This window comes from Amycolatopsis nalaikhensis (genome assembly GCF_030264295.1).
GTDB classification, from domain to species: Bacteria; Actinomycetota; Actinomycetes; order Mycobacteriales; family Pseudonocardiaceae; genus Amycolatopsis; species Amycolatopsis nalaikhensis.
This window is the reverse complement of sequence record NZ_CP127173.1, coordinates 6,483,408-6,505,796: the sequence shown is the minus strand read 5'-3', so window position 1 is coordinate 6,505,796 and position 22,389 is coordinate 6,483,408. Positions and strand designations below refer to the sequence as shown.

Annotated in this window: 23 protein-coding genes and 1 pseudogene; 13 read left to right on the top strand and 11 right to left on the bottom strand. The window is 72.3% G+C overall.

Going from position 1 to position 22,389, the window contains the following annotated elements:
• Nucleotides 1-22: 22 nt before the first annotated feature.
• Nucleotides 23-964, top strand: a complete 942-nt coding sequence (locus QP939_RS31880; RefSeq protein WP_285449909.1) for a threonine ammonia-lyase — start codon at nucleotides 23-25, stop codon at nucleotides 962-964.
• A gap of 6 nt (nucleotides 965-970) precedes the next feature.
• Here QP939_RS31880 and QP939_RS31875 read toward each other — a convergent pair whose 3' ends face one another.
• Complete coding sequence (locus QP939_RS31875) at nucleotides 971-1,252, bottom strand: helix-turn-helix transcriptional regulator (protein ID WP_285449908.1); 282 nt, start codon at nucleotides 1,250-1,252, stop codon at nucleotides 971-973.
• Between the two features lie 185 nt (nucleotides 1,253-1,437).
• Here QP939_RS31875 and QP939_RS31870 point away from each other — a divergent pair, with 185 nt between their 5' ends.
• Nucleotides 1,438-2,364, top strand: coding sequence for a TerC family protein (locus tag QP939_RS31870; RefSeq protein WP_285449907.1), 927 nt, complete (start codon nucleotides 1,438-1,440; stop codon nucleotides 2,362-2,364).
• 44 nt (nucleotides 2,365-2,408) lie between these two features.
• On the opposite strand, the gene katG is transcribed toward QP939_RS31870, so the two are convergent.
• Nucleotides 2,409-4,685 carry a catalase/peroxidase HPI gene (katG, locus tag QP939_RS31865; RefSeq protein WP_285449906.1) on the bottom strand — a complete coding sequence of 759 codons (2,277 nt, stop codon included), beginning with the start codon at nucleotides 4,683-4,685 and terminating at the stop codon, nucleotides 2,409-2,411.
• Nucleotides 4,682-5,131, bottom strand: coding sequence for a Fur family transcriptional regulator (locus tag QP939_RS31860; RefSeq protein ID WP_285449904.1), 450 nt, complete (start codon nucleotides 5,129-5,131; stop codon nucleotides 4,682-4,684). Before QP939_RS31860 ends, katG begins: the two co-directional genes overlap by 4 nt.
• Before the next feature lie 250 nt (nucleotides 5,132-5,381).
• Between QP939_RS31860 and QP939_RS31855 the strand changes: the two genes are divergently transcribed.
• Nucleotides 5,382-5,888: a hypothetical protein gene (locus QP939_RS31855; RefSeq protein ID WP_285449903.1), complete on the top strand. Its 507-nt coding sequence runs from the start codon at nucleotides 5,382-5,384 to the stop codon at nucleotides 5,886-5,888.
• Here the strand turns inward: QP939_RS31855 and QP939_RS31850 are convergent.
• Complete coding sequence (locus tag QP939_RS31850) at nucleotides 5,882-6,679, bottom strand: GntR family transcriptional regulator (protein ID WP_285449902.1); 798 nt, start codon at nucleotides 6,677-6,679, stop codon at nucleotides 5,882-5,884. The two genes, QP939_RS31855 and QP939_RS31850, sit on opposite strands and share 7 nt — an antisense overlap.
• Nucleotides 6,680-6,798: 119 nt before the next feature.
• Here QP939_RS31850 and QP939_RS31845 point away from each other — a divergent pair, with 119 nt between their 5' ends.
• From QP939_RS31845 to QP939_RS31835, 3 genes are all read left to right on the top strand, one after another.
• A complete protein-coding gene (locus QP939_RS31845) occupies nucleotides 6,799-7,668 on the top strand; it encodes a Cgl0159 family (beta/alpha)8-fold protein (RefSeq protein ID WP_285449901.1) in 870 nt (289 codons plus the stop codon).
• 26 nt (nucleotides 7,669-7,694) lie between these two features.
• The gene (locus tag QP939_RS31840) at nucleotides 7,695-9,188 is read left to right on the top strand and encodes a CoA-acylating methylmalonate-semialdehyde dehydrogenase (RefSeq protein WP_285449899.1); all 1,494 of its coding nucleotides are present in this window, start codon (nucleotides 7,695-7,697) and stop codon (nucleotides 9,186-9,188) included.
• Nucleotides 9,189-9,268: 80 nt separating this feature from the next.
• A complete protein-coding gene (locus tag QP939_RS31835; RefSeq protein WP_285449898.1) occupies nucleotides 9,269-9,622 on the top strand; it encodes a hypothetical protein in 354 nt (117 codons plus the stop codon).
• Here the strand turns inward: QP939_RS31835 and QP939_RS31830 are convergent.
• On the bottom strand, nucleotides 9,619-10,185 hold the full coding sequence (locus QP939_RS31830; RefSeq protein WP_285449896.1) for a TetR/AcrR family transcriptional regulator: 567 nt from the start codon (nucleotides 10,183-10,185) through the stop codon (nucleotides 9,619-9,621). The genes QP939_RS31835 and QP939_RS31830 overlap by 4 nt on opposite strands.
• Before the next feature lie 193 nt (nucleotides 10,186-10,378).
• On the opposite strand from QP939_RS31830, the gene QP939_RS31825 reads away from it, so the two are divergent.
• From QP939_RS31825 to QP939_RS31805, 5 genes and pseudogenes are all read left to right on the top strand, one after another.
• Entirely contained in the window at nucleotides 10,379-10,834 is a 456-nt protein-coding gene (locus QP939_RS31825; RefSeq protein ID WP_285449895.1) for a (2Fe-2S)-binding protein, read from the top strand.
• Nucleotides 10,821-11,783, top strand: coding sequence for an FAD binding domain-containing protein (locus QP939_RS31820; protein ID WP_285449894.1), 963 nt, complete (start codon nucleotides 10,821-10,823; stop codon nucleotides 11,781-11,783). The genes QP939_RS31825 and QP939_RS31820 overlap by 14 nt, the downstream gene beginning before the upstream one ends.
• The gene (locus QP939_RS31815) at nucleotides 11,780-13,954 is read left to right on the top strand and encodes a xanthine dehydrogenase family protein molybdopterin-binding subunit (protein WP_285449893.1); all 2,175 of its coding nucleotides are present in this window, start codon (nucleotides 11,780-11,782) and stop codon (nucleotides 13,952-13,954) included. Before QP939_RS31820 ends, QP939_RS31815 begins: the two co-directional genes overlap by 4 nt.
• Before the next feature lie 306 nt (nucleotides 13,955-14,260).
• Nucleotides 14,261-15,532, top strand: a pseudogene (locus QP939_RS31810) (carboxylesterase/lipase family protein); the annotation flags it as partial.
• Nucleotides 15,533-15,591: 59 nt separating this feature from the next.
• The gene (locus QP939_RS31805) at nucleotides 15,592-16,368 is read left to right on the top strand and encodes an alpha/beta fold hydrolase (RefSeq protein WP_285449892.1); all 777 of its coding nucleotides are present in this window, start codon (nucleotides 15,592-15,594) and stop codon (nucleotides 16,366-16,368) included.
• Here the strand turns inward: QP939_RS31805 and QP939_RS31800 are convergent.
• Complete coding sequence (locus QP939_RS31800; protein WP_285449891.1) at nucleotides 16,346-17,623, bottom strand: sensor histidine kinase; 1,278 nt, start codon at nucleotides 17,621-17,623, stop codon at nucleotides 16,346-16,348. The two genes, QP939_RS31805 and QP939_RS31800, sit on opposite strands and share 23 nt — an antisense overlap.
• Nucleotides 17,624-17,799: 176 nt before the next feature.
• Entirely contained in the window at nucleotides 17,800-18,162 is a 363-nt protein-coding gene (locus QP939_RS31795; RefSeq protein ID WP_285449890.1) for a hypothetical protein, read from the bottom strand.
• Nucleotides 18,163-18,304: 142 nt separating this feature from the next.
• On the opposite strand from QP939_RS31795, the gene QP939_RS31790 reads away from it, so the two are divergent.
• Complete coding sequence (locus QP939_RS31790) at nucleotides 18,305-18,751, top strand: DUF2269 family protein (protein ID WP_285449889.1); 447 nt, start codon at nucleotides 18,305-18,307, stop codon at nucleotides 18,749-18,751.
• Here QP939_RS31790 and QP939_RS31785 read toward each other — a convergent pair.
• The 4 genes from QP939_RS31785 to QP939_RS31770 all read right to left on the bottom strand — a co-directional run bounded on the left by QP939_RS31785 (nucleotide 18,748) and on the right by QP939_RS31770 (nucleotide 21,976).
• Nucleotides 18,748-19,425: a GNAT family N-acetyltransferase gene (locus QP939_RS31785; protein ID WP_285449887.1), complete on the bottom strand. Its 678-nt coding sequence runs from the start codon at nucleotides 19,423-19,425 to the stop codon at nucleotides 18,748-18,750. The two genes, QP939_RS31790 and QP939_RS31785, sit on opposite strands and share 4 nt — an antisense overlap.
• 55 nt (nucleotides 19,426-19,480) lie before the next feature.
• Nucleotides 19,481-20,113, bottom strand: coding sequence for a hypothetical protein (locus QP939_RS31780; protein WP_285449886.1), 633 nt, complete (start codon nucleotides 20,111-20,113; stop codon nucleotides 19,481-19,483).
• 99 nt (nucleotides 20,114-20,212) lie between these two features.
• Nucleotides 20,213-20,770: a PspA-associated protein PspAB gene (pspAB, locus tag QP939_RS31775; protein WP_285449885.1), complete on the bottom strand. Its 558-nt coding sequence runs from the start codon at nucleotides 20,768-20,770 to the stop codon at nucleotides 20,213-20,215.
• 216 nt (nucleotides 20,771-20,986) lie between these two features.
• Nucleotides 20,987-21,976, bottom strand: coding sequence for a zinc-dependent alcohol dehydrogenase family protein (locus tag QP939_RS31770; protein WP_285449884.1), 990 nt, complete (start codon nucleotides 21,974-21,976; stop codon nucleotides 20,987-20,989).
• A gap of 85 nt (nucleotides 21,977-22,061) precedes the next feature.
• On the opposite strand from QP939_RS31770, the gene QP939_RS31765 reads away from it, so the two are divergent.
• Nucleotides 22,062-22,385: an ArsR/SmtB family transcription factor gene (locus QP939_RS31765; RefSeq protein ID WP_285449883.1), complete on the top strand. Its 324-nt coding sequence runs from the start codon at nucleotides 22,062-22,064 to the stop codon at nucleotides 22,383-22,385.
• Nucleotides 22,386-22,389 lie beyond the last annotated feature (4 nt).

Below are 22,389 nucleotides of genomic sequence, written 5' to 3'. Positions count from 1 at the left end.
CTCGCTGAACTACGCTGCGGCCGTGCAGACACGCCTCGACCTCGCCCGGATCCAGGCGGCCCGCCCGCTGATCGACCCGATCTTCCTCGACACGCCGCTGTACCGCTGCGAAGCCCTCGAACCCGCCCTCGGCTGTGCGGTGAGCATCAAGCTCGAAACGGCGAACCCCGTCCGCAGCTTCAAAGGCCGCGGCACCGAGGTGGTCGCCGGTGGGCTCGCCGGACAGGCGGCGGTGTGCGCCAGCGCGGGCAACCTCGGCCAAGCCCTCGCGTGGTCCGCGCGGGGCCGGGGACTCGACGTCACGGTCGTCGCTTCCCGTTACGCGACACCGGCGAAGCTCGCCCGGATCCGCGCGCTGGGGGCCAGGCTGGAGCTGGTCGACGGCGACCACGAGCTGGCGCGCGAGCGGGCGGCCGCGATCGCGCGCCACGACGGCATCCGGCTGGTGGAAGACAGCCTGGACGTCGAAACGTGCGAGGGCGCGGCGACCATCGGGCTGGAACTCGTGGGCACGCCGTTCGACGCCGTCCTGATCGCCCTCGGCGGCGGCGCGCTCGCCACCGGCGTCGGGCACGTGGTGAAGACGCTGGCATCCGGCACCGAGGTGATCTGCGTCCAGCCGCTCGGCGCCCCGGCGATGACGCGTTCCTGGCACGAACGACGGGTCGTCACCACGGACACGACGGACACGATCGCCGACGGCGTCGCCGGGCGGCGGCCCATCCCGGAGGTCCTGGCCGATCTGCTGCAGGTCGCCGACGACGCCGTGCTGGTCCGGGAATCCTCGATCATCGCCGGGATGCGGCTGCTGTTCGAGCACGCGGGCCTGGTCGTCGAACCGTCGGCGGCGCTGGGCATCGCGGCGCTCCTCGAAGATCCCGGCCGCTTCGCCGGGAAGCACGTCGTCACGATCGTGTGCGGCGGCAACGCCGATCCGGCCGCGTTCCGCCGGTGGGTCGCCTGACGCCGGTCAGTGCCGCGCCGGGCCGAAGGCCGCGACCAGGTCGGCCACCCGGTGGTGGGCCTCCAGCGGGTGCCGCAGCCGTCCTTCCGGGTGCAGCGTGTAGTGGTTGCGCCGTCCGACGCGCTCGCGTTCGACGTACCCGCCCTCGATGAGGTCCGCGAGGATCAGCTGCACGCCGCGCTCGGTGATGCCGACCCGCTCGGCGATGTCGTGCAGCTTCCGGTCCGGGTCCTCGGCCAGGCACAGCAGCACGTGCGCGTGGTTGCTCAGGAACGTCCAGGAAGCCATGCGCGCAGCTTAGCCGTCCACACTTGACAGACGAACCACAGTTCGTCATTCTGGAGTGGACGGAGGGGAGTACCCGCCCGGTCCGGCATCGTCAATCCGGCTGCCTCGGCGCAGACCCGGTGCCGGCGCCACCTTCGGGTGGCCGGGAAGACCTCCGGTTCGCCACCGAACCGGAGGAGTGTGCCGTGACCGTTCCCATCTGGGCCTGGGCCGCTGTGCTCGGCGTCATCCTGCTCATGCTCGCGGTCGACCTGTTCGCCCACCGCAAGGCGCACGTCGTCGGCGTCCGCGAAGCCCTGGCGTGGTCCGGCGTGTGGGTGGTGCTCGGCGTCGCGTTCGGCGCCGTCGTCTGGTGGGCGTGGGGCGCGGAGTTCGCCGGGCAGTACTTCGCGGGGTACGTCATCGAGAAGTCCTTGGCGGTCGACAACGTCTTCGTGTTCGCGATCATCTTCGGCTACTTCGCCGTCCCGCGCGAACACCAGCACCGCATCCTCTTCTACGGCGTGCTGGGCGCGCTGGTGTTCCGGGCGGTGTTCATCGCCGCGGGCTCGGCGTTGCTCGCGAGTTTCGCCTGGATCCTGTACGTGTTCGGCGCTTTCCTCGTGCTGACCGGCATCCGGATGGCCCTGCACCGCGAGCAGGAGGTGGACTACGAGCGCAACGTCGTCCTGCGCGCGTTCCGGCGGCTCGTGCCGTCGACGGAGTCGTTGCACGGCAGGAAGTTCCTCGTCCGCGAGGCCGGGCGCTGGGTGGCGACGCCGTTGCTGGCGGTGCTGGTGCTGATCGAGGTGACCGACATCGTGTTCGCGGTGGACTCGATCCCGGCGATCTTCGCGGTGACGCGGGAGCCGTTCCTGGTGTTCACGTCGAACGCGTTCGCGATCCTCGGCCTGCGCGCGCTGTACTTCCTGCTGGCCGACCTGATGCACCGGTTCGTGTACCTGAAGCTCGGCTTGGCGCTGGTCCTGGTCTGGGTCGGCGTGAAGATGCTGCTGCTCGAGGTCTGGAAGATCCCGACGGGGCTGTCGCTGGCCGTGGTCGGCCTGATCCTGGTGACCGCCGTCGGCGCCAGCCTGCTCCGGACCCGCACCCCCGCCCGGACGGGCCGCTGAGCGTGGCACCGGCCGGGAACACGTCCCGGCCGGTGCCCCACAACTCAGGCCAGGTCGAAGCGGTCCAGCTCCATGACCTTGGTCCACGCCGCGACGAAGTCGGCCACGAACCGCTCACTGGCGTCCTGGCTCGCGTAGACCTCGGCGACCGCGCGCAGCTGCGAGTTGGCCCCGAAGACGAGGTCCACCGCCGTCGCGGTCCACTTCACCTCGTCCGTGGCCACGTCGCGGATCTCGTACACGTGCTCGCCGGACTCCGCCGCCTTCCACCGCGTGCCCGGCGCGAGCAGGTTGCGGAAGAAGTCGTTCGTCAGCACGCCCGGCCGGTCGGTGAGGACGCCGTGCTGCGTGCCGCCGGCGTTGGCCCCGAGCGCCCGCAGCCCGCCGACGAGGACGGTCATCTCCGGCGCCGTCAGGCCGAGCATGTACGCGCGGTCGACCAGCAGCACCTCCGGCTGGAGCTTCTCCCCCGGCCGCAGGTAGTTGCGGAACCCGTCCGCGCGCGGCTCGAGCACCTTGAACGAGTCGACGTCGGTCTGCTCCTGGGTCGCGTCCGTGCGGCCCGGGTGGAACGGCACGGTCACCTCGACCCCGGCGTCGCGCGCGGCCTTCTCGACGGCGGCCGAGCCGGCCAGCACGATCAGGTCGGCGAGCGAGATCTTCGCGCCGCCACCGTCGTTGAACTCCCGCTGGATGCCTTCCAGCTTCTGCAGCACGGTCGCGAGCTGCTCGGGCTGGTTCACTTCCCAGCTGCGCTGCGGCTCGAGGCGGATCCGGGCGCCGTTCGCGCCACCGCGCTTGTCGGTGGACCGGAAGCTCGCAGCGGCGGCCCAGGCCGTGGTGACCAGCTGGGCGGTCGTGAGCCCGGAGTCCAGCACCTTCGCCTTGAGCGTCTTGATGTCCGCTTCGCCCACCAGCTCGTGGTCGACCGCCGGCACCGGGTCCTGCCACAGCTGCGGCTCGGCGACCCACGGGCCGAGGAACCGGCTGACCGGGCCCATGTCGCGGTGCAGCAGCTTGTACCACGCCTTGGCAAACGCTAGCGCGAACTCGTCCGGGTGCTCCAGGAAGCGGCGCGAGATCTTCTCGTACGTCGGGTCGAAGCGCAGCGACAGGTCGGTGGTCAGCATCGTCGGCTTGTGCTTCTTGTTCGGGTCGTACGGGTCCGGGATGATCTCCGGCGCGTCCTTGGCGACGTACTGCTTGCCGCCGCCCGGGCTCGTCGTCAGCTCCCATTCGTAGCCGAACAGGATCTCGAAGAAGCGGTTGCTCCACTCGGTCGGCCGGTCGGTCCACGTCACCTCGAGGCCGCTGGTGATCGTGTCCGGCCCCTTGCCGGTGCCGTACGTGCTCAGCCAGCCGAGGCCCTGCGACTCCAGCGGGGCACCTTCGGGCTCCGGGCCGACGTGGGCGTCGGCGTCCCCGGCACCGTGCGTCTTGCCGAACGTGTGCCCGCCCGCGATGAGCGCGACGGTCTCCTCGTCGTTCATCGCCATCCGGGCGAAGGTCTCCCGGATGAAGTGGGCCGCCGCCCGGAAGTCCGCGCTGCCGCGCGGGCCCTCGGGGTTGACGTAGATGAGACCCATCTCGGTGGCGCCGAGCTCGGGCACCATCTCCGAGTCGCTGGCGTAGCGCTCGTCGCCGAGCCAGTCGTCCTCCGGGCCCCAGTAGATCTCCTCGGGCTCCCAGGTGTCCTCGCGGCCGAAGCCGAAGCCGAAGGTCTTGAAGCCCATCGACTCCATGGCGACGTTGCCGGCGAGCACGATCAGGTCGGCCCACGAGATCTTCTGGCCGTACTTCTCCTTGACCGGCCACAGGAGCCGGCGCGCCTTGTCGAGGTTGGCGTTGTCAGGCCAGCTGTTCAGCGGGGCGAAGCGCTGGGCGCCGTCCCCGGCCCCGCCGCGGCCGTCGTAGATGCGGTAGGTGCCGGCGGCGTGCCAGCTCATCCGGATCATCAGCCCGCCGTAGTGCCCGAAGTCGGCGGGCCACCAGTCCTGCGAGGTGGTGAGCACCTCGACGATGTCCCGCTTGAGGGCCTCGACGTCGAGCTTCGCGAACTCCTTGGCATAGCTGAAGTTCTCGCCGAGCGGGTTGCTCTTCGACGAGTGGGTGTGCAGGACCGAGAGGTCCAGCTGGTTGGGCCACCAGTCCTTGATCGTGCGCGGGCGGCCACCCGTGCGCGGGGTCGGCGAGTCGATCGCCGGGTTCTCGCTCTCGCTGCCGGTCGAGGTCACGGAGTCGTGGGCGACCGGGCAGCCTGCCGCTGCCTTTTCGTCCACGCCCTGCGCGCTGGACGGGCCGGTTTCCGGTGTGTTGCTCATGAGCTTCCTTCCGAGCGGCGGTCATCGGGGGTGGGTCCGGCCACGCACGCGGGGCAGGTGCCCCAGTAGACGACCTCCGCCTCGTCGATGACGAAGCCGCGGTCGTCCGAGGCGGTGAGGCAGGGAGCGTGGCCGGTGGCGCAGTCGACGTCCGCGATCGCCCCGCACGAGCGGCAGACGACGTGGTGGTGGTTGTCCCCCACCCGGGTCTCGTAGCGGGCGAGCGCGCCCGCCGGCTGGATGCGCCGCACCAGCCCGGCGTCGGTGAGGGCCCGCAGCACGTCGTAGACGGCCTGGTGCGACACGGTGGGGAGCTCGCCCCGCACCAGGTCGATCACGGTTTCGGTGTCGACGTGCGGGTGGTCCCGCAGCGCGGCGAGCACGGCCACCCGTGGCCGCGTCACGCGCAACGAGACCGCTCTCAGCTGGGCCTCGAAGTCGGACATCACCACAACCCTCGAACGCTTGTCTTGAACGAATCAAGCGTGCCCACGCCGTCGGCGCGGTAAACATCCCGATCGGGTCGACCTGTCCGCGCCGAGCTGAAGGGGACTTTCCTGGCATGTGATGCGAGGAAAGTCCCCTTCAGCTCATCAGATGAGAGCAAGGTCCCCTTCAGCCCTGTCCACCCGCCGAGGGAGCCCACCGGTACGCGAGAGGGAGGCGCGGGCGCCGCGCGCGGAGCAGCGTCGAGGCATGGTCTCGATCTCCGTCCGGGACGGCCGCCGCCCGCAGCGCTGGGCCGTCCTCGCCGCGCACACCGTCCCGTTGCTCACCCTGCCGTCCGGGCTCTGGCGGCTGGCCCTCGCCGCCGGGGTCGACGTCGGCATCCGGCCCCGCCCGGTCGTCACGCTCGCGGATTCCTTGAGCTTCGTAGCGCTCAGCCTCCTCTGCGAAGGCCTGGCCCTGCTCACGCTGGGGCTGGTCCGGCCGTGGGGCGAGCGCGTCCCGGCGTGGCTGCCATTGCTCGGCGGCCGTCGGGTGACGCCCTTCGCCGCGATCGTGCCCGCCGGGCTGGGCGCGCTGGCGCTGGCCGTCGTCTGGGCCTACGCGTTCCGCGCGTTCCCGGACATCGGCACGATCGAGTTCGCCGGCGCGGGCTGGCACGTCCTGCTCGTCGCCTGCTACCTGCCGCTGTTGCTGTGGGCCCCGCTGCTGGCCGCGGTGACCTGGGCGTACTTCCTCCGGCGCTGCCGCTACTGAGGCCCGTTGGTCAGCGAAAGGTTGAACGCGTAGCGGGACGCGCGGTAGACGTGCCAGCCGTACTCGACGACGCGGCCTGTGTCGTCGTAGGTCGTGCGCTGCATCGTCAGCAGGGCCGCACCCGGCTCCTCGTGCAGCAGGTCCGCGTCCTCCTCGGTCGCCAGGCGCGCGCCGATCGTCTGCTCGGCGGCGTGCAGGCGCACCCCCGCCGACCGCAGCAGCTGGTAAAGGCCTTTTTCGCGCAGCTCGTCGTCGGCCGGGTCGATAATGCCGTCGGGCAGGTAGTTGTTCATCAAGGCGAGCGGCTCGCCGTCGGTCGAGCGGATCCGCGTCAGCCGCCGGACGTGGCCCAGACCCGGCGCTTCGAGCAGGCCCGCCACCTCTTCGTCCGCCTCCTCGACGCGGTTGGCCAGCACCACCGACTCCGGCTTGCCGCCGAGCCCGGCGAGGTCGTCGAACAGGCTGCTCAGCCGCAGCGGCCGGGCGACCTTCGTGCGGACGACCTGGGTGCCGACCCCGCGCCGCCGCACCAGCAGGCCCTGGTTGACCAGCGTCTGGATCGCCTGGCGGACCGTCGGCCGGGACAGCCGCAGGTTCGCGGCCAGCTCGATCTCGTTGTCCAGCCGGGCGCCCGCCGGCAGCCTGCCGTCCTCGATCGCGGCGTGCAGCTGCCGCGACACCTGGAAGTACAGCGGCTCGGGGCTGCCCGGGTCCAGGACGATCTCCCGGCCCGGATTCCAGGCCTGCGGGTGGGTGACGTCGATGCGGTCCGACGGCGGCGGGGTGTTCACCACCCGGAGCCTACCGCCAGGATGTCCACTGTAGGGATGACCTGATGTCCATATGTCTTGACAAAGTCTCCGGCCGCTGGCACGGTCGACTTCATGACGGACCGAAGGGGGGCACAGCTGTGACCGACGTGGTGCGGCGGATCGTCGCCAGACGCGTGCACGACCCGGGGGCGATCGCCGAGGCGGCCGCGAACCGGGTCCGGGCGAAGTCGCCCTTCAACGACAAGGGCCGCACGATGATCATCGCCGCCGACCACCCGGCCCGCGGCGCTCTCACGGTAGGCGACAACCCCACCGCGATGGCCGACCGCGGCGAACTGCTCGAACGACTGTGCCTCGCCCTCGAACGCCCCGGCGTAACCGGCGTCCTCGCGACCGCGGACGTCCTCGACGACCTGCTGCTGCTCGGCGTCCTGGACGGCAAAACGGTGCTCGGGTCGATGAACCGCACCGGGCTGGCCGGCTCGAGCTTCGAGATCGACGACCGCTTCGCCTGCTACGACGCCGAAACGATCGAGAAGATGCGGTTCGACGGCGGGAAGACCCTGACCCGGATCTGTCTCGAGGACCCGGCCACGCCGAGCGTCCTCGAGAACACCGCGAAGGCCGTGAACGAGCTGGCCGACCGCGAGCTCATCGCGATGGTCGAACCGTTCCTGTCTCGCTGGGTGGACGGACGCCTCAAGAACGACCTCTCCCCCGACGCCGTCATCAAGTCGATCACGATCGCCGCCGCGCTCGGCCGCTCCTCGGCCCGCACCTGGCTCAAGCTCCCGGTGGTGGACGACATGGAACGCGTACTCGCCGCCTCGACCCTGCCCGCCGTCCTGCTCGGCGGCGAAGTCAAAGACCCGGACGCGGCGTTCGCCGCCTGGCAGCGAGCGCTCACCCTGCCGACCGTGCAAGGCCTGGTCGTCGGGCGCTCGCTGCTCTACCCGCACGACGGAGACGTCGCCGACGCGGTCGACACCGCGGTGGGGCTGCTGTGAACCCGGCACTACCTGGAGGAGCAAGCGTGACCACCATCGAACACTGGATCAACGGCACCGCCACCCCGGCGGGCTCGACCCGCACGGCGCCGGTCCACGACCCGGCCACCGGACGCGAGCGGGCCCGGGTGCTGCTGGCCGAAGCGTCCGATGTGGACACCGCGGTCGCCGCCGCGGGCAAGGCCTTCGAGTCCTGGGGCGATTCCTCGCTGTCCCAGCGCACGAAGGTGATGTTCGCCTTCCGCGAATTGCTGGTGAAGCACGAAGACGAACTCGCCCGGATCATCTCCGGCGAACACGGCAAGGTCGTCGACGACGCCCGCGGCGAAGTCGTGCGCGGCCGCGAGGTCGTCGAGTACGCCTGCGGCATCGCGGACGCGCTCAAGGGCAGCTTCTCCGACCAGGTCTCCCGCGACGTCGACGTGCACGACTTCCGCCAGCCCCTCGGGGTCGTCGCCGGGATCACCCCGTTCAACTTCCCGATCATGGTGCCCCTGTGGATGCACCCGATCGCGATCGCCACCGGCAACACGTTCGTCCTCAAGCCCAGCGAACGCGACCCGTCGGCGTCGAACCTCGTCGCCGAGCTGTACGCCGAGGCCGGACTGCCGGACGGCGTGTTCAACGTCGTCCACGGCGACAAGGTCGCGGTCGACGCGCTCCTGGACCACCCGGACGTCGCGGCGGTGTCGTTCGTCGGCTCCACCCCGATCGCCAAGTACGTGCACGAACGCGGGACGGCGGCGGGCAAACGGGTCCAGGCCCTCGGCGGCGCGAAGAACCACGCGGTCGTCCTGCCCGACGCCGACCTGGAGTACGCGGCGAACCACCTGACGGCGGCCGCGTTCGGCTCGGCGGGCCAGCGGTGCATGGCGGTCTCGGTGGCCGTGGCGGTCGGCGCGGCGGGCGACGAGCTGGTCGGGATCCTGGAGCGCAAGGCTCGCGAGGTGAAGGTCGGCCCGGGCGGCGACCCCGCGAGCGACATGGGCCCGGTCGTCACCGAGGCGGCCCGCGAGCGCGTGGTGAACGCGGTCGCCCGGGGCGCCGAACAGGGTGCGTCGGTGGTGGTCGACGGCCGCGGCCTGGAGGTCGAAGGACACGACGAGGGCTTCTTCGTCGGCCCGTCCCTACTGGACCACGTGACCCCGGACATGGACGCCTACCGCGAAGAGATCTTCGGCCCGGTGCTGGCGGTGGTCCGCGCGGAAACGGCCGACGAGGCGATCGCGATCATCAACGCCAACCCCTACGGCAACGGAACGGCGATCTTCACCGGCAGCGGCGAGGCGGCCCGCAAGTTCCAGCGCGCGGTGAAGGTGGGCATGATCGGCGTCAACGTGCCGATCCCGGTCCCGATGTCGTACTACTCGTTCGGCGGCTGGAAGGACTCCCTGATCGGCGACAGCCCGATCCACGGCCCGGCGGGCGTCCGGTTCTACACCCGCGCCAAGGTGGTCACCACGCGGTGGCCGCACACCAGCGCGTCAGCCGCGGCGTTCACCTTCCCCACGTCCAGCTGAACGCCGCCCCGCCGTAACCGGAACACCCATCTCCGGTTTTCCGGTACGGTGGGCGGCAGCACCGGCGAAGGAGAACTGCCGTGGGATATCGAGGCCCGCTCCCGAAGAAGACCGTCGACCGCGTGAACACCTGCGTCGGCACCCTCCGCACGTCGCCGCGCTGGGGGCCGCTCGTCCGCCGCCACCTCACCCAGGTCACCTACACGGGACGGCGGTCGGGACGCACGTTCACCACCCCGGTCGGCTACCGGCGCGCGGGCGACGTCGTCACCATCGGCGTGCGGCTGCCCGACGCGAAGTCGTGGTGGCGCAACTTCACCGGCGACGGCGCCCCGCTCACCCTGGAGCTGGACGAGCACGAGCGGACCGGTCACGCCGTCGCGCGGCGGGACGCCAAGGGCCGGGTCACCGTGACCGTGCGGCTCGACGGCTAGCGGGCCATCCCGTGCCAGAGCAGTTCGGCGAGCCCGGCCGCGTCGCCGCGCCAGTCGCCGTTCGGGTCGAGCATCAGCAGGCCCGCGAGGCCGCGCAGCACCTGCACCGGCTCGAGGTCCGGCCGCACCGTGCCGGCCTCGACGTTGGCCGCCAGCAGGGTCGCCACCGCGCCGACCATGGCGTCGTACGCGCTCGCCGGCAGCTCGCCGCGGGAGGCCGTCGCCCGGCGGAGCGCGTCGGCCAGCCCCTTCTTCGTCATCATGTAGTGCGCCAGGTGGTCGGTCACCCACACCCGGAACGCGCGCTCCGGGGCGTGCTCGGCCAGCAGCACCGGCACGATGTCCACGATGTGCCGCACCTCGCGCTGGTACACCGCCAGGATCAGCGACTCCGGCGTCGGGAAGTGCCGGTACACCGTGCCGACGCCGACCTCGGCCTGCTTCGCGATCGCGTTGAACGACACTTCGCCCGTCTTCGCCAGGGACTCCGCGGCCGCGACGAGGATGCGCTCGTGGTTGCGCCGGGTGTCCGCGCGCCGGGGACTGACCGATCCCGTCGTCATCGTCCTCCCGCTCCTCGTGCCGTCCCGCCGAATCTAACCCAGACCTGGAGCAACTCCAGCGTGACCGGCTCGTTGCCAACCGGATTGTAATCCGCTAGCCTCGCGTCCGGGTGAAGCGGATGACTATCCGCTCCCCGTTCGCCGCCACCACCACCGTCAGGTACCCACCCGGACGAGCCGCGGAAAGAGACCAGTGGACATATCCCTAGAAGTCAACGGCAGTACCGAACACCTGGACGTCGATCCCGGCGTCACGCTCCTGGACGCGCTGCGCGAGCGCCTCGCCGTCACCGGCCCGAAGAAGGGCTGCGACCGCGGGCAGTGCGGCGCCTGCACCGTGCACGTCGGCGGACGGCCCGTGCTCTCGTGCCTCACCCTGGCCGCCACCGTCACACAACCGGTGACCACCGTCGAAGGACTGTCCACAGAGGACGAGCCGCTGCACCCGGTGCAGCAGGCGTTCGTGGACCAGGACGCCCTGCAGTGCGGGTTCTGCACCGCCGGGCAGATCATGTCGGCGGTCGCCGCCGTCGAGCAGGACGTCGAGGACGTGCGCGAGTTCATGTCCGGCAACCTCTGCCGGTGCGCGGCCTACCCGAACATCGTCAAGGCGGTCGAGCAGGCGAGGCGGGCCAATGCGTCCCTTTGAGCTGACCGCGCCCACCACGGTCGACGCCGCCCTCGCCACGCCCGGCACGTTCCTCGCCGGCGGGACGACCCTCGTCGACCTCATGAAGCTCGACGTCCTCACGCCCGAGCACGTCCTCGACATCAACCAGGTGCCGCTGCGCGGCATCGACACCGAGGACGGGCTGCGGTTCGGCGCGCTGGAACGGATGAGCGCCATCGCCGCGCACCCCGGCGTGTACCCGGCGATCTCGCGCGCGCTGCTGCTGAGCGCGTCGCAGCAGATCCGGAACATGGCCAGCATCGGCGGGAACCTGCTGCAGCGCACGCGGTGCTCGTACTTCCGCGACGTCGCCATGCCGTGCAACAAGCGCGTCCCCGGCAGCGGCTGCTCCGCGATCGAAGGCGCCAACCGGATGCACGCCATCCTCGGCACCAGCGACTCCTGCGTCGCGACGCACGCCAGCGACGTCGCCGTCGCCCTGGTCGCCCTCGACGCGCGGCTGCGGCTCGAAAGCGCCGACGGCACCCGCGAGGTCGCCCTGCGCGAGTTCTACCAGCTGCCCGGCGACACGCCCGCGCTGGAGAACGACCTGCGGCCGGGCGAGCTGATCACCGAGGTGGTCGTCCCGCGGCTGGACTGGGCGGCGAACTCCACCTACGTCAAGGTGCGCGACCGTCAGTCCTACGAGTTCGCGCTGTGCTCCGCGGCCGTCGCCCTCGACGTCCAGGACGGCGTGATCGCCGACGCGCGAGTCGCGGCCGGTGGCGTCGGCACCGTGCCGTGGCACCTCCCGGCCGTCGAGGACGCCCTGCGCGGTGCCCCGGCGACCCAGGCTTCGTTCGAAGCCGCCGCGGCCGTCGCGGCCGACGGTGCCGAACCGTTGTCCGGCAACGCGTTCAAGGTTCCGCTGCTGAAGCGGACCCTGGTGCGCGTCCTGCTCGAACTGACCGAGGGAAGCTCCCGATGATCGCCCGGCTCGACGCGCCGCTGAAGGTCACCGGCGGGGCCAAGTACGGCGCCGACCACACCTTCCCCGGCATGGTCTACGGCTACGTCGTGCTCAGCACGATCGCCCACGGCGAGCTCGAAGCGATGGACTTCACCGCGGCGCGCGAAGCACCCGGCGTCCTCGCCGCGTACTCGCCGTTCGACCCGCTGAAGCTCCAGACGGCGACCTCGCCCCTGTTCGGCGAGACGTGGGTTCCGCTGCAGACCGAGGAAGTCACCTACTACGGCCAGCCGATCGGCTTCGTCGTCGCGGAGTCGTTCGAGCAGGCGCGCGACGCGGCCGGGCTCGTCAAGGTCACCTACCGCGAGCTGCCGGCGAAGACGTCGCTGTCCGAAGGTCTCGCCGACGCCGAGGACGCGCCGCCGGCCCGTGACGGCGCACCGCCGACCCTCGAAATCCTCGAAGACGGCGTCGAATCCATCGCGGACGCGTTCGCCGCGAGCCCGGTGGTCGTCGAGGCGACCTACACCACCGCGACGCAGAACCACGCCGCGATGGAACCGCACTCCGCCGTCGCGGTGTGGGACGGCGGCGAGGTGACCGTCTACAGCGGCAACCAGGCGTCGAACCTGCAGGCGATGGAGCTCGCCAGCGCGCTCGACGTGCCGCTGGAGGCCGTGCACTGCGTGAACCCGTTCGTGGGCGGCGCGTTCGGCGGCAAGGGGCGGACGTCGTCGCCGGCCTTCCTCGCCGCCGCGGCGGCCCGCGACCTCGGCCGGCCGGTGAAGGCCGCGCTGACCCGCGAGCAGGTGTTCACCGCGACGGCCGGCCGGGCCGCGACGGTCCAGACCATCAAGCTCGGCGCCGAGCGGGACGGCTCGCTCGTCGCGCTGAGCCACGACTCGTGGTGCAGCACGGACACGGCGCGGTCGTTCGTCGAGCCGACGTCGCACGGCACCTCGCGCGAGTGGTACGCGACGCGGAACCTGGCCATCAGCCAGAAGATCGTGCCGCTGAACGTCCCGCCGACGACGTTCATGCGCGCCCCCGGCGAGGCACCCGGTTCGTTCGCGCTGGAAAGCGCGGTCGACGAGCTCGCCGAAGCACTCGGCATGGACCCGGTCGAGCTGCGGATCAAGAACAACTCGATCGCCCCGCCGGGCAAGGATCTGCAGTGGGCGAGCAAGCACCTCGACGAGTGCTTCCGCGTCGGCGCGGCGCGGTTCGGCTGGCAGCACCGCCGTCCGGGCGGGCGCACCGACGGCGACTGGCTCGTCGGCATGGGCGTGGCCACGGCGATGTTCCCCGCCCTGCGCTTCCCGGCCACCGTCGGCATCACGCTCAACGCCGACGACACCGCCGTGGTCGCGACGAGCGGCGCGGACCCGGGCACCGGCCTGCTGACCGTGCTGTCGCTGATCGGCGCCGAATCGCTGGACATCCCGGCCGACCGGATCACGCCGAAGCTCGGCGACTCGGCGCTCCCGCCGGGCGGCCTGTCCGGCGGCTCGACGGCGACGGCGAGCGCGGGCACCGCGATCATGATCGCGGCGACCAAGGCGATCGACGAGCTCGTCGCCTTGGCGGCCGACCCGGGCGCGCCGTTCGAAGGCGCCGAAGTCACCTACGCCGACGGCCGCGTTTTCGCGGACGGGCGGACCATGACCTTCGGCGAGCTGCTGCGGGCGCTGGGCCGCGAGAAGCTCGAGGTGACCGGCTCGTCGGCACCCGGCGAGGAGGTCACGAAGCACTCGTTCAGCTCGTGGGGCGCCCAGTTCGTCGAGGTGCGGGTGCACAAGTGGACGCGTGAGGCCCGGGTGTCGCGGATGCTCGGCGTGTTCGACGCGGGCCGGATCATCAACGACAAGACGGCCCGCAGCCAGATCATGGGCGGCATGATCTGGGGTGTCTCGGCCGCGCTGCACGAGGGCCTGGAGATCGAGGCGAACGGCAGGCTCGCCAACGGCGACTTCGCGAGCTACCTGCTGCCGGTCAACGCCGACATCCCCGAGGTCGACGTCCAGTTCGTCGAGTACCCGGACACCCTGCACAACGCCGTCGGCGCGCGCGGGCTCGGCGAGATCGGCACGGTCGGCATGGCGGCGGCCGTCGCCAACGCCGTGCACAACGCCACCGGCATCCGCGTCCGGCACATCCCGATCACCATCGAGGACCTGCTGACGGACTGACCGCACGGGTCGTGAGTGAAAAACAGTGTTCTAACCCGGTTTCTCACTCACGACCCGCGGCGGAGACGATCAGGTCATGACGGCGGGCCCTCCGCGGTCCTAGGCTGGCGGGCACGCCTCCGGTCTTCCACGAAGGGACCCTCCGCATGACCGACCCCGTCGTCCCCACCACGTCCGGCGCGGTCCGGGGTCAGGTCACCGCCGCCGGCATCGCGCGGTTCCGCGGCATCCCGTACGCCGCCGCGCCCGAGGGCGAAGCTCCGCTTCGCCGAACCCGTCCCGGCGCAAGCGTGGGAAGGGGTCCGCGACACGGACAGACCGGGGCCGACCGCGCCCCAACGACGGCACGACGTCCCCGGCATCGACCTGTCGCCGCTCACCGGCAGCGGCTGGCGGCCGGGACCGGAGTACCTGACCGTCGACGTCTGGACCCCGCAGCTGGGCGCGGCCGGCCTGCCCGTGCTGGTGTTCCTGCACGGCGGCGCGTTCCTCGGCGGCAGCGCGGCGGCCCCGGCCCACGACGGCACCGCGTTCGCCCGGGGCGGCGCGGTGCTGGTGTCGGTGCAGTACCGGCTCGGCATCGACGGCTTCCTGCCCTTGGACGGCGGCGCGACCAACCTCGGCCTGCGCGACCAGCTCGCGGCCCTGCGGTGGGTCCAGGAGAACATCACCGGGTTCGGCGGCGACCCCGCCGACGTCACCCTCTTCGGCGAGGCGTCCGGCGCGGTCAGCGTCGCCTGCCTGCTCGGATCGCCGCTGTCGGCGGGACTCTTCCACCGCGCGATCGTCCAAAGCGGACACCCGGACATGGTCCGCGACGGCGTCCAGGCGCGGCGGCTGGCCAAGGTGGTCGCCGACGAGCTGAAGGCCGAGCCGACCGCGGAGGCGTTCCGGAAGGTGTCGACCGAGCAGCTGCTCGACGCGCAGGACGCCGTCCTGCGGCCCGGCGGCGCCCCCGACCTGCGCGACGCGCTGGGCTACGACCGCGGGTACGGGCTCAGCCCGTTCCTCCCGGTGGTCGGCGACGACGTCCTGCCCCGGCACCCGGGCAAGGCCATCCGGGCCGGCGCCGGGGCCGACGTCGACCTGCTCGCCGGCAGCTGCAGCGAGGAGATGCGGCTGTTCCTGGTGCCGACGGGCGTGCTCGAAGCCGTCACCGACGACCAGGCCGTGGCGTCGCTGGCGGTGTCGCACCCGGACCCGGCGGGCGTCCTGGCGGCCTACGGCCTGGGCACCGACCGCGCGGCGGGCGAGGTCCTCGTCGAGGCGCTGACCGACCTGGTCTTCCGCGACGGCGTCCGCGACCTCGCCGAGCACCACACCGGCCGGACGTTCCGCTACGAGTTCGAGTGGGGCTCTCCCCTGCTCGAGGGCAGGCTGGGCGCGTGCCACGGCCTCGAAGTGCCGTTCGTGTTCGACGCGCTGGAGCCGGCCTCCGGGCCGCGCGGACTGGTCGGCGAGAACGCCCCGCGGCAGCTGGCCCGCGAGCTGAACGGCGCCTGGCTCCGGTTCGCCGCCACCGGCTCACCGGGCTGGACCGAGTACACCGGCGACGACACGGTGTTCCACGCCTACTGACCGCTGTCCGGTGCCGCAGTGAAAGAAGGGTGCGGCCGGATGCGCGCTACCGTCGGGCGATGGAGCGGTTCACGATCGACCACGACGGCGTCACGATCGCGGTTTCGCGCGGCGGACGGGGACAGCCGCTGGTCCTGTGCCCCGGGCTCAGCTCGACCCAAGCGGACCTCGACGAGCTGAGCACGCTGCTGCGGCGCGACCACGACGTGGTGACGTTCGACTTCCGGGGCCACGGTCTCGCCTCAGCTGCCGACGACTACACATTCGAGGCGTTCTTCAGCGACCTCTCGGCGGTGCTTGCTCGGGTCGACCTGCCCGCACCGCCCGTGCTCGTCGGGTATTCGCTCGGCGCGGACCTGGCAGTGCGGTACGCGGCCGAGCACCCGGGCTCCGTCGACCGGCTCGTCCTGGTGGACGGGGCGAACCCGATCCCCGAGCCATTCTTGACCGAGGCCGACCTGCCGGCCTTCCGCGCGATGTGGACGGTCATGGCGGCCGCGAACGAGCCCCGGCGCGGCACGAAGCGCCAGGTGCTGCTGACCGGGCCGGAGATCCTCGCGCTCAACGTCGAGATCGACGAGTACCGGGCGCGGATCCTCGGGCTCTACCAGGAGATCGACCGCCCGATCGACCTGATCATGGCGACGTCGATGGCCGGCGACGGCGACGACGAGCTCGTGGTGCGGGCCAACCGGAACTGGCGGGCCGGCGTCGAGCGGCTCACCCGTGCGCGGCCGGACGTCTCCGTGTCCTGGCTGGCCGCGGACCACCTCCTGGTCTTCAGCCACGCCCGCGAAATCGCGCGGCTCGTGGCTAGCCCGGCACCCACAGCGTGACGCGGGTGCCGCGGCCGGGTTCGGAGTCGACGGTGCCGTGCCCGCCGACTTCGGCCAGCCGCGACACGATCGACTGGCTGATGCCGAAGCCGGGCGGCCGCTGCCGGACGTCGAAGCCCTGACCCTGGTCCCGGGCCACGACCGCGATCCCGCCGTCGCGCTTTTCGACGCGCAGCACGACCTGCTTGGTCCCGGAGTGCTTCACGGTGTTGCGCAGGGCTTCCCGGACCGCCTCGCACAAGGCGGTGCGCCGGTCCTCGGAAACCTTGTGGTCGTCGGCGAAGTCCGCGGCGACGAGCTGGGTGCGCAGGCCGTCGCGGGCGAGTTCGGTGGCGACGTCGGCGAGTTCGACGGCGAAGCCGCGGGTCGTCCCGGTGGGCACCGGCTCGGTGATCTTGCGGCGCAGCTCGGCCGCTTCGGCCTTGGCGACCGACCGCAGCTCCGCCAGCCGAGAGACGGCTTGCGCGTCGTCGCCCGGCGCGGAGATGGCCAGCGCCTCGAGGGTTTGCAGCACGCTGTCGTGCATGATGCGCCGGGTGCGGCGGCGTTCGGCCTCGCGCCCGCGCCGCAGGCCGATGTCGACGGCGAAGCGGGTGCCGACGCCGAGCAGGACGAGGATGGCGGTGGCGAGCACGATCGCCACGGCCAGGGCGACCAGGCAGCCGATCGAGCGGGTGAGGGCGAGCTGGTCGTCCAGCGGAAGGCCCCCGGCCAGGGTCAGCGTCGCCCGCAAGGGGACGGCCGCGGCGAACAACCACAGCGCCGTCGGCAGCCCGGAGGTGCCGGCCCACATCGCGACGGCACCGACGAGCCAGGTCCAGGAGACGTCGACGGCGAAGGGCTGCACGGCGGCCGGCGCGCTCACCGCGACGGCGAAGTTGAGGGCCACACCCACGGCGAGGTCCAGGCCGAGCGCGCGGCCGGTGATACGAGCCCGCAAGCCGCCGCGGCGCAGGACCCACACCATCGCGGCGGTGTTGGCGAGGACCGCGAAGACGGTGGCACTCAGCACGGGCCCGAGGCCGAGGGAGCCGTTGGCGGCGGCGAAGCCGATGAAGACCTTGACGAAGGCGGCGATGCGGTAGGCCAGCGGCACGACGACCCAGTACCGGGAGGCGCGGGCGAGGGTGGCATCGCCGACGGCGGTGAGGTCGCCGTTGTCCTCGACGGGTTCGGCGGGTTCCGCGGGTGTGCCGCTGCGCAGGAGCGTGCGGACGAAGGCGCGCGGCGGTGCGGCAAAGCCCGCCTCGGGCATCGGGATCCCCATTTCATCCGGCCGTCCGGGCGGCCTGAGCCTGGCAGCGCGGCGGCCGACTAGTCAATGGCCCGGCGGCGGGTCCAGCCCGGTGGAGCAAGCCCCCTCGGCCCGGCGGCGACCATCGGACTGGTTCGAGCCACGGTCAGCCGGGCGGCGGCGACCCCCAGCCCAGCTCAAGCCGCGCGACGAGCCGCCCGCTCAGCCGCCAGACTCGCCCGGCAAGCCACGGTCAGCCGCGCGGTGGCCGCACTCCCACCCCGCCCACACCGCGGGCACGTCATCGCGACCGTCTGCGACAGCTCGTCGACCGCGACCGACAGCTCGCACCGGCAACCCCGGCACCAGCGGTGGCGCGTGACCGGGCTGACGTGCGCCGGCGAGGCGACGCACTGGTGGATCCACCGGCCGTGCACGTGGCAGGTCAGCCGGTCGTCCGGCGCCAGCAGGCCCATGTCCTCGGCGTCGTCCTCGGTGGCGAGCAGGACCGGCAGGCTCCGGACCCGAGTCGAAGCGGCGGTGCAAGTCGTGGTGGTCATCGTGGGTCCCCTTTCCCGTTCCTACCCACGCGTCGAACCGCGGCCGCCGGAATCGACATCCAGAACCCACCTGGCTCGATCTTGGCGGTTCCTGGCATTCCAGCCACTCCCCGGCTCGCGCCGCACCCAGTAGGTTCGGCGCGTGTCGAAGTTCCTGCTCTCCGTCCACGTCCTGGCGGCCGTGCTCGCCGTCGGCCCGGTCGCCGTCGCGGCCAGCATGTTCCCCGCCGCCGTCCGCAAGGGTGACGTCAAAGTCGTCACCGTGCTGCACCGCATCTGCCGGGTCTACGCCTACGCCGCGATCGCCGTGCCCGTGTTCGGCTTCGGCGTCGCGGGCACCATGCACGTCATGGGCGACCCGTGGCTGCTCACGTCGATCGGGCTGACCGCGGTCGCCGCCGCCGTGCTCGCCTTGCTCGTGCTCCCACACCAGAAGCGCCTGCTCGCCGAGCTGACCGGGGAGTCCACTTCGGACACCTTGGGCAGCCGGGCCGCGCGGCTGGCCATGGTCACCGGCGTGTTCAACCTGCTGTGGGCCGCGGTGACGGTGCTGATGATCGTGCGCCCCGGCTCGTCGACCGGTGCCTAGCCCGGCACGCGGACGGCGATGAAGTCCGGCCGCCACCGCAGGCGGAAGCCCAGCGAGAGGTAGAGGCGGATCGCGGAGGTGTTGCTCGCCGCCGCGTGCATCATCGGCGTCTCCCCGCGCTCGCGGATGCCCGCGGCGACGGCGAGCACGAGCCGCGTCGCCAACCCCGAGCCGCGGAACGCGGGGTCGGTGCAGACCGCGCTGATCTCGGTGTACCCGGGCGGCCGCAACCGCTCACCCGCCATCGCGACCAGTGCGCCGCCGCGCCGGATCCCCAGGTACGTGCCGAGCTCGATGGTCCGCTTCCGGAACGGCCCCGGCTTCGTCCGCTCGACGAGGTCGAGCATCTCCGGCACGTCCGCGAGGCCCAGCCGCACGGCTTCCGGCTCCGGCGCGGCCGCGACACCGTCGTCGACCAGCTGCACGCCCGGCGTCTCGTCGAGGACCGTCCAGCCGGACGGCGGCCGCGCGGGCGTGGCGGCGAGCACGACGAAGGCGCCCGGCCCGGCGAGCTCGGCGAGGTCCCGCCAGTCCTGCTCGGTGGGGTCGTCCGGCAGGGCGAAGAACGGCGAGACGTCCTCGGGGTAGCGCAGCACGCGCCCACGCCGTTCGGCGAAACCGGCGTGCGGACCGGTCAGTGACGTCCACGCCGGGTTGTCGAGCGGAGAAACCATGCCTCCAGCATGCGGAAAACCGCCGGATCGACGGCGGCGCTCCCACATCGTGAGCTCAGCCGACCGTCGTGAGCTCCTCGTTCGAGAGCACCTCGCCGCCCGCCGAGACGACGAGCCTGCCGCCCGAGATCGTGTAGCGGTAGTCGCCGTTGACCGCGACGAAGCCGTCGCCCGCGGCCTCGGCGGGCAGGAAGATGTGGGTGTCGGGCGAGGCCGCCTGCCCGCGGGCCTGGCCGTCGTAGAAGATCCGCCCGTCGGGGACGCGGCAGACCGTGACGAGCGACCGCCCGGTCTGAGCCACCAGCAGCGCGGTGCCGGTGCCGCCCGGCAGGTACCGCGCGGCGTCGCCGGGGCACGGCTTCCCGGCCGGTGTCGCCGAGGTGGACGTCGACGGCGTGACCGGCGGGGTGAGGCCGTTCGCGGTGGTGACGACGGTCTTGGTCGTCGGCAGCACCGGCGTCGTGTACTGCGGGAACGGCCCGGACGCGGCGGGCTCCGGCTTCGATCGCCCAGCGAAGAGCAGGACGCCGACGACAGCGACCCCGGCGACCAGCATCAGGGTGAGCAGCACCCACAGCGCCCGCACCCGGGCCCGGCCGGGGGCCAGGCTCGCGCAGGTGCCGCACCGCCGGGCAGCGGCGTCGTTGACCGCGCCGCACTGCGCGCACGTCCAGGGAAAACCCGCCATCGGGCCTCCTTCGGCCCGGCGCTCTCGCACGCCGACACCTCATCGTCACCGACGACGACGTCGTCTGCAACGCCCCGGTCACCCGGCCGGACGACGGCGTCAGACGACGAACCGGCGGTGCGCGACCGGCTCCAGCGGCAGCGCGCCGTGCAGCGCGGCCCGGGCGCGCAGCTCCAGCGCGCGGTTCAGGGGTCCGGCCCCGGACGCCGCCGCGGCGTGGAACGTGCCGCGGTCGAACAGGTACACGAGCGCGAGCTTCCGGTCGCAGCGGCCGGTCTGCTCGGCGAACTCGACGGTCGCCGACCGCAGGCAGCCGCCGTAGCCCGCCCTGGCCAGCCGGTCCGCGACGTCGACGAGGTCGCCGGTCAGCACGCGCAGGTCGCGGTTGCGGCGCCAGCACCGCACGGTCGAGCGGCCACTCAGGTCCTGCGTCACCAGGGGGTGCACCGGCAGCCGCGCCGACGTCGCGGCGATCAGCTCCGCTTCGGTGCGGGCCAGCGCGTCCCCGTCCACCTTGAAGCCGACCGTGCCGCCGCCGGTGGGCGCGAGGCCGAGCGCCGCGCGCATCCGCGGGGCCGCCGCGGCGAGGTGGTAGAGGGACTGCAGGTGCGGGCGGGACGTCCAGCACCGGACGAGCTTGCTGTCCAGCAGATTCATGTGTCCTGTCTCCGGTCGAGAAGACCGCCGGGCCGGGCGCACTGGCAATGTCCACAGTGGACGTCAGGCGCGGGGACCCGGGGTCGGAAAGGACAGCATGCGCCCGCCGCGGCCGATTCCGGAGCGGAACCCGCCGGTCACGCGGCGAACGGCACGGGGAATCCGCCGAACGGTCGACGGCGGCCCGTTCCGCCGATCAGCGGTATCCCTTCCCCCTCACGCGTGGGTGAGCACGACCTTGCCCAGGTTGGCCCGGCTCCGGAAGTGCTCGACCGCCGCGTCGGCTCGCTCGAAGGGGTGAACGCTGTCGATGACAGGCTCGATCGGCCGGGCCTCGAGCCATCGGACGAGGTCCTCGGTGTCCTCGCGGCTGCCGACCCAGATCTTGCGCACGGTCGCGCCGCTGCGGAACAGGTCCATGAAGTCGACCGCCGCGCCGCCGCGGCCGACGAACCCGACGAGCGCGATCTCGGCGTGGTGCGTCCCGGCCGCGATCAGCGACTGCGCGAACGTGCCGGGCCCGCCGACCTCCACGATCCGGTCCGCGCCGCGGCCGCCGGTCGCGTCGAGCACGGCCTTGCCCCACTCCGGCGTCGCGACGTAGTCGAGCACCGTGTCCGCGCCGAGCTCCGTCAGCTTCGCCGCTTTCGCCGCGCTCGACGTCGTCGCGACGACCCGCGCCCCGCGCGCCTTCGCCAGCTGAAGGGCGAACAAGGAGACGCCCCCGGTGCCGAGCGTGAGCACGACGTCGCCCGGCCGCACGCCGTCGAGCGACGTCCACGCGGTGACCGCGGCGCACGGCAGCGTCGCACCCTGCTCGTAGGTGAGCGAATCCGGCAGCGCGACGAGCGCTTGTTCGGAGACCGTGCGGTATTCGGTGAGCCAGCCGTCCTGGCCGTTGCCGTAGCCGACCAGGGTGTCCGGCAGCCGCCCGGCGATCCAGTGCGAGTGGAAGGCGTTGAGCACCCGGTCGCCGACCGCGAAGCGCGTGACGCCGTCCCCGACCGCGACGACGTCGCCGGCGGCGTCGGACACCGGGACGAGGTTCCCCGGCCCGGTGGTGAAGTGGTCGCCGTCGAGGATGAGCAGGTCGCGGTAGTTGAGCGAGGTCGCCCGCACGCGAACGAGCACTTCGCCGCGCTGCGGCTCGGGAACGGGCTCCTCGCGCAGGACCAGCTTTCCCGCCTCGGGACGGTAGACGCGCATCGGACGACCTCCTCATGTTAACCAATCGACTAACATCGACCCTGGCACAGCTCCCGTCCGCCCGGCAACCAGGGATACTCGGGACATGGCGAGCCGCACCGCGACCCCGTTGGACCACCCGGACCTCGAGGACGTCCCGCTCAGCGCCGCGCTCGAGGCCCTGCGCGACCCGCACCGGCTGGCGATGGTCGCCGCGCTCGCCCGCCGGCCCGGCCAGTCGTGCGGCGCGATCATGCCGCCGGTCAGCAAACCCGCGGCGTCGCGGCACTTCAAGATCCTCCGCGCGGCCGGGCTGCTCAAGCAGTGGGACAGCGGCACGCAACGGCTGAACGCGTTGCGCCGCGAAGAGTTCGACGCCCGCTTCCCCGGGCTGCTCGACCTGGCCCTCGCCGAAGCCGCGCGCGGCTGATACC